Source organism: Rhodococcus sp. SMB37, assembly GCF_004345605.1.
Taxonomy (GTDB): domain Bacteria; phylum Actinomycetota; class Actinomycetes; order Mycobacteriales; family Mycobacteriaceae; genus Rhodococcus.
In genome coordinates, this window is the sequence record NZ_SLVY01000005.1 from 160,439 (window position 1) to 173,856 (window position 13,418).

A 13,418-nucleotide genomic window follows, 5' to 3' on the forward strand; every position below is an offset into this window, starting at 1 on the left:
TACCTTCCCGCGGAGTGCGCCTTCCCCCGACACCACCCACCCGCTACGCGGTGCGAGGAAGCGTGGAGTGCCCGGATCTTTGCACGTCCTCGTAGTGTTCGAGGAGCTGATCGCAGATCACCGGCCAGGTACGACCGAGCACGCTGCGACGAGCGGCACGGCCGAACTCCGACCGCAATTGCGCGTTGACGAGTGCACTGAGCGCACCGGGCAGCAGCTCGGCGAACCGATCGGTGGGCAGCCGGTACCCGTTGCGGCAGTGCGCGACCAGATCCCGGGGGCCGCCCGCGTCGGGCACCACGGCCGGCAGGCCGCTGGCCTGCGCTTCCTGCACCGCCTGGCAGAAAGTCTCGTGCTCGCCCGGATGGACGAAGACATCGAGGCTCGCATAGGCCCGGGCCAGATCGTCGCCGCCCAGCTGCCCGGTGAACACCGCCTCGGGCATCAGAGCTTCGAGCCGAGCACGCTCGGGGCCGTCCCCCACCACGACGAGCCGGAATGCACTGCCCTGCGCGACGTCGGCGAGTCGCTCGACGTGCTTCTCCGGCGCAAGGCGACCGACGAACCCGAGGATCGGCCGCCCGTCCGGCGACCACTGCGCGCGAAGCGCGTCGTCTCTCTTCGACGGAGCGAACCGATCGACGTCGACACCGCGACCCCACCGATGAACGCGAGGGACTCCGTGGGCGACGAGCGCGTCGACTGCCGCCGACGACGGGGCGAGGGTGCGGTCGCATCCGTTGTGGAGTCGCCGCGTCCACCGCCACGACACGCGCGCCGCGACCCCGAGTCCGTAGCTTTCCGCGAACCCTGCCACGTCGGTCTGATAGATCGCGACCGTCGGCACGAGCAACCTCTTCGCCGCCGCGAGGCCACCTGCACCGAGGACGAACGGTGACGCGAGGTGAATCACATCGGGGCCGAACGCGCGCAACGTGGTGACCATGTCGAATCCAGGCACCCCGACCGGCAGCGAACTGATCTTCGGCACTCGCACCGCGGGGACCCGGTGCACAGGGACACCGAGATGCTCGGTGGGGGCGGGAGCGAGACCTGCAACGGTGTCCGGTGCCACGATGATCGCGTCGTGGCCCCCGCGATCGAGATGCTCGAGCACCCGCAACACCGAGTTGGTCACGCCGTTGACGTTCGGGAGGAAGGATTCCGCGACGATGGCTACTCGCACCACGCCACCATGAACGGCCCACCGGTCGGCGAGGTGCGCAGGAGTTGACGGGCCGACGAATCCGAAACGAACGTTTCGCACTCGGGAGATCTCGCACTCGGGAAGTTCCGCACTCACGCGAGGGGCGCCGGCTCCGGTTCTGCTCGGGAGAAGCTCCGCAGGTATAGGAGAAGCCCACCGGCGATCACCCACGTGGCGACGATCACCGACCCGGCCGGCACGATCGCGATACGCGCATCCCGACCGGTGACCCGCACCAGATCAGGATCGCTGCGCGCGTACTCGACAGCAATGCGCTGCCCCGTGGTGAGATCCGTGGGATAGAGCACACCGAGTTCGGGGTTGTGCGTCACGCCATCGGGAGTGACGAAACTCACTGCCGATCGAAGCGATCCCGCCGACAACACTTCCGCAGTGGCGGTACCCATGTCGGATCGGATCGTGTGATCGTTGCGCCACGCACCGAGCACCAGTATCACCGACAGGGCAGAGATACCGATGGCGACGGCAAGAATCACCCGCCGGGCGCGCGCAACGGCCACCGCGGTGCCCCTGCCCGAGCCGTTCCCACCCGCTGTGCGCCCACCCTCTGTCGTCACAGCTGCGACCGCACCGCCGCGTGAAGTTCGCGCAGCCCTGCACGATCGGTCGTGACCTCGACGACCCGAATACCTCCGACGGGCGGCGTGACATCGGCGAGTACGAGCGCGAGTCCGTGGAGATCCACACGGCTGTGCGGCACGCGATACGCCGCGCACAACGCCCCCAGGTCCATCCCGTGCGGGGTGCCGAAAACACGCTCGAAGACGCCTGCGTACTGGGGATCACCCTGCTCGAGCAGTTCGAAGATTCCACCGCCGTCGTCGTTGGCGACAACGATCGTCAGGTCGCGTGGGCGAGGTTCCGGTGTACCGACCAGCAGGCCGGAAGCGTCGTGCAGGAAAGTCAGGTCGCCCATCAACGCGATGGTGCGCCCCTCCTCGTAGGCGAGGGCTGCGCCCACTGCCGTCGACACCGTCCCGTCGATACCCGCGACACCGCGGTTGGACAGCACCTTCACGCCCGGCTTCGGATAGCTCACGAGAGCTGCATCGCGAACCGGGTTGGAAGCACCGAACAACATCTGGTCGCCCTCGCGCAGCGCATCGGTCACGACCGCCGCAACGTGCAGACCGGTCGCGTCCGGGTGCGCGTCGAGTTGGGTCCGCACAGCCTTGTCGGTGTCTGCGGACAATTGGCGGCACCGCTCGAGCCACGCCTCGTCGGATGAACCGGAGATCACCGCACGGGTCCCCGTCGCGAGCACGTTTCCGGAGACATCGGGCCAGCGTGGACCGGTCGTCAGGGCGTACACCGCGACATCGGGGTCGGCGAGCAGACGCGACACCGGCCGATGCAGGGTCGGCCGGCCCGTGATGATGGCCTGCTTCGGTGCTATCCGGGTGAGCGCCAGGGGGTGGAGCGGGAGGCCGTGCAACGGTGCAGTGGGCTCGGCGACAGTAGGCAGGCCGGCGAGTTCGGGCCGGAGCGCCGAGCCGTGCCCGGACACCACGACGGTGTCGGGCGTGATGTCGATATCCACAGGCACATCGAGTGTCGCGTGTACCGTCGCAGTCCAGGCCTGGTCGCCGGGCCTCCCCTCGGGAACAGCGCCTTGCGGACCTGCATCGGGCACCAGCGGTTCGCGCAGCGGAATGTCGAAGTGCACGGGTCCGGCGTTGCCGGACCGGGTTCCGCGAGCGGCGGCCAGAACGCGGCTCACTGCCGAACGCCACTGGCTGTTCTGTTCGATCCCCTCCGCCAGGCCGAGGCTGATGGTCGCCCGGACCTGGCTGCCGAACAATCCGAGCTGCTCGATGGTCTGATTCGCGCCTGATCCGAGCATCTCGTACGGCCGGTTGGCGGAAAGCACCACGAGCGGGATCCGCGCGTAGTTCGCCTCGAGGACCGCGGGTCCCAGATTCGCCACGGCGGTGCCGGAAGTCATGACGACAGGCACGGGACGTCCGGACGCGAGCGACAGACCGACTGCGAGGAAACCTGCGGTCCGCTCGTCGATACGCATATGCAGCCGCAGGCGGCCGGCGTTGTCGGCGGACTGGAGCGCGAAGGCCAGCGGCGCGTTGCGCGAACCGGGGCACAACACGACGTCCCGGACACCGCCCCGAGCGAGTTCGTCGACGACAGCGGTGGCCTGGGCGGTGGACGGGTTCACGACGACCAGGGTAATGCGGGCCGCGCAGCGACCCGATCGCAACCCGCGCCGGGACACCGGAGGGACATCCCCACATGCGCAGCCGAGAATGGTGGGATGCGCACCGTCTTCGATCCCTCCGACTTCAGCGCCGGACGGTTCTATCGCCTGCTCACCGCCACAATCGTGCCTCGCCCCATCGCATGGGTATCGACGATGTCGGCAGACGGGATCGCGAATGTGGCTCCGTACAGCTTCTTCACTGTGACGAGCACCTCCCCGCCGGTCGTGCAGTTCACGTCGGTGGGACGGAAGGACAGTCTGCGCAACATCGAGGAGACCGGCGAATTCGTCGTCAACGTCGCGTCAGTGCCCCTGATGGACCAGGTGAACGCGTCGTCGGCCCCGTTTGCCCACGACATCGACGAGTTCGCGGCGGTGGGCCTCGAGGCGGAAGCGAGCGAGCGGGTGCGTCCGCCACGGGTCGCGCAGTCGCCGGCGTCGATCGAATGCACGCTGCATCGGGTGATCGAGGTGGGCGATTCGTTCGTCGTCATGGGCGATGTGGTCACGGTGACCGTCCGCCCCGAAGTTCTCGCCGACGACGATGCCCCCGATTTCGCACTGCTCGCGCCCGCGAGCCGGCTCGGGCGGATCGAGTGGGGCCTCACGCCGGCCGTCCGGAACATCGCCCGCCCGACAACCTGACAGACCCGCTTCCCCCCGGAACACGACGATGCCGCCGCGGTCGAATCCCACGGCGGCACCGTCGACGAAAGGCCCAGGCCTATGCGGCGTGCTTCTGGATGAGGTCACCCAGACGCGGCAGAGCCTCGACGACGTGCTTCTGCGCCGAACCGCGGAGCGACTCGTAGACCTTCTTGACGGCGGCCTTGTCGGTTCCCGCGATCTTGTCGTCGGTCACGCCCAGCAGCGCGTTGGCGACCTCGTCACCGCGCGCGGTGAGGTACTCGGCGAACGAGCCATTACCGGCGAAGTCCGCCCAGAACGGCTGGAGCCGCTCGACGAAGTCGGGCAGGAGTCCTTCGACGGCACCCGGCACGATCGACGGGCCGACCTTCTTCACCGCGGCGTATCCACCCTTGAGTGCGAGGCCCGACGCACCCTTCTTGTCCGACACCTCAGCGTCGATGAGCGCGAGGACGTCGCTCTGAACCGCCGGGAGTTTATCGGCGCCGAGCAGGGCATCACCGAGAGCTGCAACCACTTCCATGCCTCCGTTTTGTGAAGAATGTGACTGTTGGGACGCCCGAACGATATACGACGACGCACACCGCGCCTATTTCGCAGTCACCCGAGCAGCGCGTGGCATCGGCGCACGCGATCGAGCCACCATCGTTCCCGCTCCGCGTCGACCCGCACAGCATCGATTCCGGACCGACTCGGCGCAACCCTACCGACGGTCAATGTGCCGTTCGACATACTGCGGGGGGTCGCCACATCCGCCGTGAAGAAGCCGCCGGTACCGAGCCCGCACGCGAACGGAAGATCCGGTAGCGCGGCAGCCGCCGCGAGTCCGGCCCCCATCCCTACCGCCGAGTCGAGGGCGCTCGACACTACGACCGGGACGTCGAGATCGGCGAGCTCGCCGGCCAGTGTCAGCAGTCGGCGGATGCCCCCGAGCGGAGCAACCTTGACGATCGCGACGTCCGCACCACCTGCCCGAACCACACGCATCGGATCACCTGCTCGCCTGATGCTCTCGTCGGCCGCGATCCGGATGCCGCCCGGAACGTCGTCCTGCAGTCTGCGACGGACTTCGACGAGTTCGGGCACGGTCGCGCAGGGCTGTTCGGCGTATTCGAGGGGAGCCTCGGCAGCCAGCGCGGTCAGAGCCGTCACCGCGTCGTCGATGCTCCACCCGCCGTTCGCGTCGACCCGCACGTGAGGCACCAGTGCGTGCACGGCGCGGACCCGCGCGACGTCCTGAGCGAGGTCCTGACCGCGTTCGGCGACCTTCACCTTGGCCGTATGCGCACCGGGAAATCTCGCCAGCACGCCGGGCACCTGATCGGGATCGACCGCAGGCACCGTGGCGTTGACGGGAACGTCCGAACGCAGGGGCGCGGGGTCGTCGAGCCATGCCGATTCGAGCGCAGAGCGCAGCCATTCGGCAGCCTCGGCGTCGTCATATTCGGGGAACGGTCCGAATTCGCCCCATCCGGCCGGGCCCTCGACGAGCACGACCTCCCGCTCGGTGATGCCCCGGAACCGCACCCTCATCGGGAGCGAGACGACCACCGCGGTGGCCAGCACATCGTCGAGTGGCGGGATCGCCTCGAGCCCGTACGAGGTCACGGCTGTCCCGGAAGCAATTCGATCATCAACGCCTCGGAGTCGGCGAGCACCGTACCGTCCAGGTCACGCAGCTCGGCGCTGCAGAACGCCTTTCGCCCGTCGACGCTGTCCACGCGACCCTCGACGACGAGTTCGTCCCACAACGGCGTGATCTTGCGGTAGTTGACGTGCAGATATCCGGTGCGGGCGATGGGTCGTCCGGACGCGTGGATGACCATCCCGAACAGGTCGTCGAACAGCAACGGAATGGTGCCGCCGTGCACAGCGCCGTTACCCCCGAGGTGATAGCGGCGGAAGTGGCCTCGTTCGCGCACACCGTCGGCGTCGAACTTCTCTATCGTCCACGGCGGGAGCAGCAGGCTGCCACGTCCGGGGATGTCGACATTGAATCCGGCCGGCGACTTGCCTTCCCCGACCTGGTAGGGCTCGAGCAGCTCCCCGAGAGCCTCTGCCTGCGCAATGGCCTGGTCGACGACGTCATCGGGTGCATGCGTGGAGACCGCCAGATCCTGCAGCCTGCGAAACGCTTCGACGAAGCGGCCGAAATTCGGTCCCGCCTTCACGGGCTCGTACACCGGGAACCCGCCGTGATGCTCGTGCGCGTCGTCGCCGCCTCGGCTGTTCTGCTCGCTCATGATCCTGCACGTTATCCGGCCGACGCGCGCGCGGTGGCCCGACCCGGCCTTAAGGTGGCGACGTGACCTTCAATCCTGAACTGTGGCGCCCCGTTGCGGGGTTCGAGAACCTCACCGACATCACCTACCACCGTCATGTCACGCAGGGCACCGTCCGTGTCGCGTTCGATCGGCCCGAGGTGCGCAATGCGTTCCGCCCGCACACCGTCGACGAACTGTACGCCGTGCTCGACCATGCGCGGACGACGTCCGACGTGGGCGTGGTGCTGCTGACCGGCAACGGGCCGAGCAGCAAGGACGGCGGCTGGGCGTTCTGCTCGGGCGGCGACCAGCGCATCCGCGGGCGCAGCGGCTACCAGTACGCGAGCGGCGAGACCGCCGACACCGTCGACAAGGCGCGCGCCGGGCGTCTGCACATTCTCGAGGTGCAGCGCCTGATCCGGTTCATGCCGAAGGTGGTGATCGCACTCGTCAACGGCTGGGCCGCGGGTGGCGGGCACAGTCTGCACGTGACCTGCGACCTCACACTCGCGTCGCGCGAGCACGCCCGGTTCAAGCAGACCGACGCCGACGTCGGCAGCTTCGACGGCGGCTACGGCAGCGCGTATCTCGCGAAGATGGTCGGGCAGAAGTTCGCCCGCGAGATCTTCTTCCTCGGCGACACATACACCGCCGAGGACATGCACCACATGGGCGCGGTCAACCGGGTCGTCGACCACGACGAGCTCGAGAATGTCGCGCTCGAGTGGGCAGAGAAGATCAACGGCAAGTCGCCGCAGGCCCAGCGGATGCTCAAGTACGCGTTCAATCTGCAGGACGACGGCCTCGTCGGCCAGCAGCTGTTCGCCGGTGAAGCCACCCGCCTGGCTTACATGACCGATGAAGCGGTCGAGGGCCGCGACGCCTTCCTCGAGAAGCGCGACCCCGACTGGTCGCCCTACCCGCACTATTACTGAGATGCCGACCGGGCCGAGGTTTCCTCGGCCCGGTCGTCACATTTCGGGGGGGGTGACGGACAGGTCAAGCGCAGTCGCGGCAGTACGGATCCTCGTTCGGCGACGACGCCTTCCTGCTGTGATGCTGCACGAGGAAGCATCGATAGCAGGTGAACTCGTCTTCCTGGATGGGCACGACGTTCACGCTGAGCTCCTCGCCCGACAGATCCGCACCGGGCAGATCCGGCGATTCGACGACCTCGGCTTCGTCGGCGTCGGCATGTGCCGTCGGCTTCAGTGCGAGTTCGTCGATCGCAGTGCTGGTGCCGGCGAGCTCGTTGGTGCGGCGGACGTCGTAGTCGGTGCTCATCGTGATCTCCTGGTCCGTGCGGGGCATCGATGTCCCGCCCCTAGGCCGGGGCGTCGGTGCGTATCGCACCTCGGCGGTAGATATGTCCAGGAGTTTCCGGCTTCAAACATCCCGCTATCAGACATCGACCCCATTTCGACGTGATAGTCATCACAATTCTCGCCGAGCGGGCGTTCCTGGATCCTCCGATGTGATGACCCACCGGTCGTCCCTTTGCCCGACGCAATGACAGCGGGCGGTGCAGCAGGCTCAAGGGTATGACCACCGTCGGCTCCACCAGGCCCCGCACCCGGATCGCTGCGCTCGATGTCGCCCGGGGGATCGCGATCCTGGGCACGCTGGGAACGAACATCTGGATCTTCACCGACCCTGCCGGGATCGTCGGCTATCTCGAGACCGCAGGATCGGATCCGTGGCCGCAACGCATCCTGATGCAGCTCGCACAGGGCAAGTTCCTCGGCCTTCTCACCTTGATGTTCGGGATCGGGCTCGCGATCCAAGCGGCGTCGGCCCGCCGTCGGGGACGCACGTGGCCCGGGAACTACCGAACCCGCGCGTTCCTGCTGTTCATCGACGGGCTCGTGCACTACTTCCTGGTCGCCGAGTTCGATGTGCTGATGGGCTATGCGGTGGTATCGATGCTCTTGTGCGGCGTGGTCGTGTCCTCGCGCCGCACACGCATGTGGATTGCCGGCACCGCCGCCATCGTGCACATGCTGCTCGTGACCGCCCTCGTGGTGGCGCTCGCCGTGACCCCCGCCTCGAGCGGCTCCTCGGGTGAGCCGACCGACGTATTCGCGACGGGCAGCTGGTGGGACCTGGTGGTGTTCCGCGCCGAAAACTTCCTCGCCTTCCGCTCCGAAGTGATCTTCCTGGTGCCATTGACGATCGCGATGTTCCTCGTCGGCGCCGCACTGTTCGAAGCAGGCATCTTCGACGAGCGAGGTGTTCGACTGCGCCGTCGGCTGTTGCTGACCGGCGCTGTCGCGGCACCCGTCGATATCGCAGTGGGTCTGTTCGGTGGCACCGCGGGTCTGTTCGCGGCGCGCTACGCGATCGCGCCGTTCGTGGCGTTGGGACTGTTGGCGCTGATCGCGCAGTGGTACTCGACTCGCGACCGTGTCGGCACCGTCGGCGGGTGGCTGCAGGGCATCGGCCGCGCGGCGCTGAGCTGCTACATCCTGCAGAACATCATTGCGTCCGTGATCTGCTACGGCTGGGGATTCGGCCTCGCGGCGCGGATCGACCCGGCGTACCGAACGCAATTCACGGTCATCGTGTACATCACGGTGTGCGCGATCCTCGTCATCGCAGCTCGACTGTGGCTACGTCGCTTCCGGCAGGGTCCGGTCGAGTGGCTGTGGAAGGCGTCGTTCGAGCTGCTCACCCGTGACGATTCCGACCGGCCCGAGACGGACCGGCAGCGCGTCGGGTCGGGCACACTCGACGCATGACAGATCGCGAGAGTCCCGATTCCTCGCACACCCGGCCGGACGGCGTCACCGATTCGACGGTCGCGGCCGTCGGAAAGCTGTCCGAGGCACTCGAAACCGTGGAGCGGGCACGCGGTCATCTGTACGGCTTCCATCAGCTGATGGGTCACGCCGATCTTCAGGTCGAGCAGGCCGCACACATGCTCCGGGCAGCGGGGCACCCCGATCTCGCGGCCCGGATCGAGCGCGAACTCATCGGCCGCAACGTCGCCGAGGGACGATGGACGTTCCAGCTCGTCGAGGAGTTCGACGACGGCTACTGGACAGAGCTGCGCACCCTCGACGGGCAGGTGCGAGACATGCTGGTCGCCGGCCGCCGACACCTGTTCGAGGCCGAATCGAAGGAGGCGCGCCGCACCCGAGGCCGGCGTGGGCACGAGGCTCGTCCCGCACAGGACGGATAAGACGCGGCGACGAGGAAGTCGGCGAAGATACAGACATGGAGATCCTGAGCAGCCGGACGATCCTACGTCCCCGCGACTACGACACCACACTGCAGTTCTACGGCGAGACACTGGGCCTTGCCATAGCCCGGGAGTATCCGGGCGGCACCGTGTTCTTCGCAGGCCAGAGCCTGATCGAGATCGCCGCGCACGGCGGACGAGATGACGCTCAGCGCTTCCACGGGGCGCTGTGGCTTCAGGTCCGGGACGTGCACGCAGCGCAGACGGAACTCGCGCTGGCGGGTGTCCCGATCACCCGGGCAGCACAGCAGGAGCCGTGGGGGCTGCACGAGATGTGGATCGACGATCCGGACGGGATCCCCGTCGTTCTGGTCCAGATTCCGGCAGAGCACCCGATCCGCCGCGATCTCCGCTGACCCACCGGCGTGACGTTGCACACTCGGTGGAACCGCCGACCTCCCCCTCCAGTGCGAATACCTCTCGGGAGGCCCGTGGAAACGTCCCATTAGCTGTACATTCACCGCCCGTTTACCCCACAATCGGAAGACGTGACCGCAGAGTTCGTTGTCCTCTTGGTAGTGGTCGTCACTGCCCTCGCATTCGATTTCACGAACGGCTTCCACGACACGGGCAACGCGATGGCCACATCCATCGCCACCGGGGCGCTGAAGCCGAAAGTGGCCGTCGGCCTGTCGGCCGTTCTCAACCTCGTCGGGGCGTTCCTGTCGGTCGAGGTCGCCGCGACCGTCGCCAAGGGTGTCGTCAACCTCGACAACACCGGCGGATCGGCACTGTTGCTCATCGTGTTCGCCGGACTCGTCGGCGGCATCCTCTGGAACCTTGCGACCTGGCTGTTCGGCCTGCCATCGAGCTCCTCCCACGCTTTGTTCGGCGGCCTGATCGGCGCCGCCATCGCCGCCCTCGGCATGAGTGGTGTGGTGTGGGACGGCGTCCTGGGCAAGGTGATCATCCCCGCTCTGCTCGCACCCGTCGTTGCTGCACTGGTCGCAACAGTGGGTACCTGGGCGGTTCATCGTCTGACCCACGACATTCCCGAAGAATCCCGCGGTAAGGGCTTCAAGATCGGCCAGATCGGCACCGCATCACTCGTCTCACTCGCGCACGGCACCAACGACGCGCAGAAGACGATGGGCGTGATCTTCCTGGCGCTCGTGGCGTACGGAACCATCACCCCCGACACCGAGATGCCGTTCTGGGTCAAGTTCACGTGCGCCGTCGCGATTGCGCTCGGCACCTATCTCGGAGGCTGGCGGATCATCCGCACCCTCGGCAAGGGTCTGGTCGAGATCACACCTCCACAGGGCATGGCAGCCGAATCCTCCTCGGCTGCGATCATCCTCACGTCGAGCCATTTCGGGCTGCCGCTGTCGACCACCCACGTGGCCACCGGCTCGATCCTCGGCACAGGGCTGGGCACGAAAGGCGCCGAGGTTCGCTGGGGCATCGCCGGCCGAATGGCTGTGGCGTGGCTGATCACGTTGCCGTGCGCCGGCGTGGTCGGTGCCGTGTGCTGGCTGATCGCCCACATGATCGGCGGCCTTCCGGGTGTTCTCGTCGTATTCGCGATTCTCTGTGCGCTCGCGGGCGTCATGTATCTGCGGTCCCGCCTGCAGCCGATCGACGCGTCCAACGTCAACGCCTCGTGGGAAGGTGACGGCGACGCCGAGATCGAGACCGTCACCCCCGTCTCCCAGGAGGGGCGTCCGTGAATCTGTTGACTTCCACACTCGATTCCCTGTGGCAGGTCGTGCTGGTCGGTCTCGTTCTGGGAGCCGGTCTGCCCACCATCTTCGCCCTCGGAATGCGGTCGTGGTCGCTCGGGCACGACGGCACCGGCACGGTCGATCCCGGACGGCGGACGCTGGGCCGCGTCGGGGGTATCGCGTGTTTCACCGTTGTCGTCGTCGCGATCATTGCTGGGATACTGCTGTTGACTGCTGACTTCCTGTCCAGCAGCGTCGGTATCCAACTGTTCTGATCATCACCGAAGAGAAGGACCAACGATAACCTTGCCTCGGCATTCCCTTCGCTCGGTACTGGACTGGCTACGGGCCGGTTATCCCGAAGGAATCCCTCCCAAGGACCACTTCGCGTTGCTCTCGGTCCTGCGGCGCAGGTTGACGAACGAGGACATCGCCGAGATCCTCGAACTGTCGGTTGCGACCGCGCACGAGCACCCACAGCGGCACGTCGACTACGACACGCTCCGGAAGATCATCGCGGGGGTGTTGCATGAGCAGCCGACCGACGAGGACATCGAACGGGTCACCGAACAACTCGTCGCGGGAGGATGGCCCGTGGTCGGGGCCGACGAAGAGCCCGGCGACATCGAGACGGACGGTACCGCTGCCAGCGACGACAAGACCGGTGACAACCAGTACACCGGAACTTACTGAGGAGCATCGGCGATGCTTCCCCCGTTCCTCGCCTCGATCATCGAATGGTTGCGCGCCGGTTACCCGGAGGGTGTGCCCGAGCAGGACTACGTGCCACTGTTCGCGCTCCTGAAACGGCGCCTGTCCGACGACGAGGTCGATCAGGTCGCCGACGCCCTCGTCGACGAAGGCGATCTGCCGATCAGCAAGACCGACATCGCTGTCCTGATCACCAAGATCACCAACGAGATGCCGCTCGGACACGACATCGACCGGGTCCGGGTGCACCTCGAGGCCGGTGGTTGGCCGCTCACAGGGCACGACCTGTGAGCGCGAACCTCACCGTCCTCGAAGTACCGTCCGGCGACCGCATCCACGACGTCGTCCCCGCGCTGCAGCGCATGCTCGACGGCCAGGGCCCTCCCCTGCTGCCCGTTCCCGCGGGCGACCACCGAGAGATCCGCCGCCTCACCGACGCATTGCACCCCGGCGAACCGATCGACGACACCGTCGGTCTGGTCGTCGCGACCTCCGGTACCACCGGAACCCCCAAAGGTGCTCAGCTCACCGCGACCGCATTACGCGCCAGCGGAGACGCCACACACGAACGACTCGGCGGCACCGGCTCATGGCTCCTCGCGCTGCCGGCGCACCACATCGCGGGGCTGCAGGTGCTGTTGCGGAGCAGCCTGTCGGGCACCGAGCCCGTGATCGTGGATGTGTCGGAAGGGTTCGACCCTGCCACCCTGCCTGCTGCAGTCGCGGCGATGCGCGGACCGCGACGCTATTCGTCGATGGTGCCGACCCAGCTCGTCAAGACACTCGATCATCCGGACGCGCTCGCTGCGCTCGCCGAACTCGACGCAATCCTGCTCGGCGGTGCTGCCACCCCGGAACCGGTGCTGCGTCGGGCCCGCGACGCCGGCGTGAACGTCGTGCGCACCTACGGGATGAGTGAGACGTGCGGCGGTTGCATCTACGACGGTGTGCCACTGACCGGCGTCGATGTCCGTATCGATGCGGATACTCGCGTGTGGCTCGGCGGGTCGGTGCTCGCATCCGGCTACCGCGGACTCCCCGACCACCCGGCGTTCGCCGAGCCGGGCCGGTTCCGCACCGACGACGCAGGACTGATCGAAGACGGTGTCCTCCGCATACTCGGCCGGCTCGACGAGGCCATCTCGACCGGAGGACTCACCGTGGTGCCCCAGGTTGTCGAGGCCGTCCTCATCGAGCATCCCGCGGTCCGGGAGGTCGCGGTGATCGGGCTGCCCGACGACCGGCTCGGCCAGCGGGTCGCGGCGGTGGTCGTTCCGGAGAACGGCACTTACCCCACCCTCGACGAGCTACGCGAGTGGACCTCTTCGACCCTGGATGCAACCGCGGCTCCTCGCGAGTTACACCTCCTGGACTCGCTGCCCCTGCGTGGGCCGGGCAAGATCGATCGTCGCGCTCTCGTCACAAGATTTTCCTGAGCGACAGACCG

The 13,418-nt window shown here is 67.2% G+C and carries 17 protein-coding genes; 10 read left to right on the forward strand and 7 right to left on the reverse strand.

Annotation, left to right across the window (positions count from 1 at the left end; all coding sequences use genetic code 11):
* Positions 1–43: 43 nt before the first annotated feature.
* From EV641_RS10235 to menD, 3 genes are all read right to left on the reverse strand, one after another.
* Positions 44–1,186, reverse strand: coding sequence for a glycosyltransferase family 1 protein (locus tag EV641_RS10235; protein ID WP_132471857.1), 1,143 nt, complete (start codon positions 1,184–1,186; stop codon positions 44–46).
* Positions 1,187–1,299: 113 nt separating this feature from the next.
* Positions 1,300–1,728, reverse strand: coding sequence for a DUF3592 domain-containing protein (locus EV641_RS10240; protein ID WP_132471858.1), 429 nt, complete (start codon positions 1,726–1,728; stop codon positions 1,300–1,302).
* A 53-nt stretch (positions 1,729–1,781) separates the two neighbouring features.
* Entirely contained in the window at positions 1,782–3,401 is a 1,620-nt protein-coding gene (menD, locus tag EV641_RS10245; protein WP_132471736.1) for a 2-succinyl-5-enolpyruvyl-6-hydroxy-3-cyclohexene-1-carboxylic-acid synthase, read from the reverse strand.
* 96 nt (positions 3,402–3,497) lie between these two features.
* Between menD and EV641_RS10250 the strand changes: the two genes are divergently transcribed.
* Positions 3,498–4,088 (forward strand): flavin reductase family protein, encoded by a 591-nt coding sequence (locus EV641_RS10250; RefSeq protein ID WP_132471737.1) that lies wholly within the window; start codon positions 3,498–3,500, stop codon positions 4,086–4,088.
* 79 nt (positions 4,089–4,167) lie between these two features.
* On the opposite strand, the gene EV641_RS10255 is transcribed toward EV641_RS10250, so the two are convergent.
* The 3 genes from EV641_RS10255 to EV641_RS10265 form a co-directional block, all read right to left on the reverse strand.
* Positions 4,168–4,608 carry a hypothetical protein gene (locus tag EV641_RS10255; RefSeq protein WP_132471859.1) on the reverse strand — a complete coding sequence of 147 codons (441 nt, stop codon included), beginning with the start codon at positions 4,606–4,608 and terminating at the stop codon, positions 4,168–4,170.
* Positions 4,609–4,691: 83 nt separating this feature from the next.
* On the reverse strand, positions 4,692–5,699 hold the full coding sequence (locus tag EV641_RS10260; RefSeq protein ID WP_132471738.1) for an o-succinylbenzoate synthase: 1,008 nt from the start codon (positions 5,697–5,699) through the stop codon (positions 4,692–4,694).
* On the reverse strand, positions 5,696–6,334 hold the full coding sequence (locus EV641_RS10265) for a PaaI family thioesterase (protein ID WP_132471739.1): 639 nt from the start codon (positions 6,332–6,334) through the stop codon (positions 5,696–5,698). The genes EV641_RS10260 and EV641_RS10265 overlap by 4 nt, the downstream gene beginning before the upstream one ends.
* A 62-nt stretch (positions 6,335–6,396) precedes the next feature.
* Here EV641_RS10265 and EV641_RS10270 point away from each other — a divergent pair, with 62 nt between their 5' ends.
* A complete protein-coding gene (locus EV641_RS10270) occupies positions 6,397–7,290 on the forward strand; it encodes a 1,4-dihydroxy-2-naphthoyl-CoA synthase (protein ID WP_132471740.1) in 894 nt (297 codons plus the stop codon).
* Positions 7,291–7,354: 64 nt separating this feature from the next.
* On the opposite strand, the gene EV641_RS10275 is transcribed toward EV641_RS10270, so the two are convergent.
* Positions 7,355–7,639: a DUF4193 domain-containing protein gene (locus EV641_RS10275; protein WP_054718030.1), complete on the reverse strand. Its 285-nt coding sequence runs from the start codon at positions 7,637–7,639 to the stop codon at positions 7,355–7,357.
* 257 nt (positions 7,640–7,896) lie between these two features.
* On the opposite strand from EV641_RS10275, the gene EV641_RS10280 reads away from it, so the two are divergent.
* The 8 genes from EV641_RS10280 to menE all read left to right on the forward strand — a co-directional run bounded on the left by EV641_RS10280 (position 7,897) and on the right by menE (position 13,407).
* A complete protein-coding gene (locus tag EV641_RS10280; RefSeq protein ID WP_132471741.1) occupies positions 7,897–9,093 on the forward strand; it encodes a DUF418 domain-containing protein in 1,197 nt (398 codons plus the stop codon).
* Entirely contained in the window at positions 9,090–9,536 is a 447-nt protein-coding gene (locus EV641_RS10285; RefSeq protein ID WP_054718009.1) for a hypothetical protein, read from the forward strand. Before EV641_RS10280 ends, EV641_RS10285 begins: the two co-directional genes overlap by 4 nt.
* Positions 9,537–9,571: 35 nt before the next feature.
* Positions 9,572–9,952: a VOC family protein gene (locus EV641_RS10290; RefSeq protein WP_054718012.1), complete on the forward strand. Its 381-nt coding sequence runs from the start codon at positions 9,572–9,574 to the stop codon at positions 9,950–9,952.
* Positions 9,953–10,084: 132 nt separating this feature from the next.
* The gene (locus EV641_RS10295) at positions 10,085–11,266 is read left to right on the forward strand and encodes an inorganic phosphate transporter (RefSeq protein WP_054718017.1); all 1,182 of its coding nucleotides are present in this window, start codon (positions 10,085–10,087) and stop codon (positions 11,264–11,266) included.
* Positions 11,263–11,535, forward strand: a complete 273-nt coding sequence (locus EV641_RS10300; protein WP_054718020.1) for a hypothetical protein — start codon at positions 11,263–11,265, stop codon at positions 11,533–11,535. The genes EV641_RS10295 and EV641_RS10300 overlap by 4 nt, the downstream gene beginning before the upstream one ends.
* A 31-nt stretch (positions 11,536–11,566) precedes the next feature.
* Positions 11,567–11,953: a DUF3349 domain-containing protein gene (locus EV641_RS10305; RefSeq protein ID WP_054718023.1), complete on the forward strand. Its 387-nt coding sequence runs from the start codon at positions 11,567–11,569 to the stop codon at positions 11,951–11,953.
* Between the two features lie 12 nt (positions 11,954–11,965).
* Positions 11,966–12,262 carry a DUF3349 domain-containing protein gene (locus EV641_RS10310; protein WP_054718026.1) on the forward strand — a complete coding sequence of 99 codons (297 nt, stop codon included), beginning with the start codon at positions 11,966–11,968 and terminating at the stop codon, positions 12,260–12,262.
* Positions 12,259–13,407: an o-succinylbenzoate--CoA ligase gene (gene menE / locus EV641_RS10315; RefSeq protein WP_132471742.1), complete on the forward strand. Its 1,149-nt coding sequence runs from the start codon at positions 12,259–12,261 to the stop codon at positions 13,405–13,407. Before EV641_RS10310 ends, menE begins: the two co-directional genes overlap by 4 nt.
* Positions 13,408–13,418 lie beyond the last annotated feature (11 nt).

Bases quoted from the DNA above. Each gene is read 5' to 3' on its own strand.
- EV641_RS10250 (WP_132471737.1), top strand. From the start codon at position 3,498: ATGCGCACCGTCTTCGATCCCTCCGACTTCAGCGCCGGACGGTTCTAT.
- EV641_RS10265 (WP_132471739.1), bottom strand. From the start codon at position 6,334: ATGAGCGAGCAGAACAGCCGAGGCGGCGACGACGCGCACGAGCATCAC.
- EV641_RS10275 (WP_054718030.1), bottom strand. From the start codon at position 7,639: ATGAGCACCGACTACGACGTCCGCCGCACCAACGAGCTCGCCGGCACC.
- EV641_RS10280 (WP_132471741.1), top strand. From the start codon at position 7,897: ATGACCACCGTCGGCTCCACCAGGCCCCGCACCCGGATCGCTGCGCTC.
- EV641_RS10285 (WP_054718009.1), top strand. From the start codon at position 9,090: ATGACAGATCGCGAGAGTCCCGATTCCTCGCACACCCGGCCGGACGGC.
- EV641_RS10290 (WP_054718012.1), top strand. From the start codon at position 9,572: ATGGAGATCCTGAGCAGCCGGACGATCCTACGTCCCCGCGACTACGAC.
- EV641_RS10310 (WP_054718026.1), top strand. From the start codon at position 11,966: ATGCTTCCCCCGTTCCTCGCCTCGATCATCGAATGGTTGCGCGCCGGT.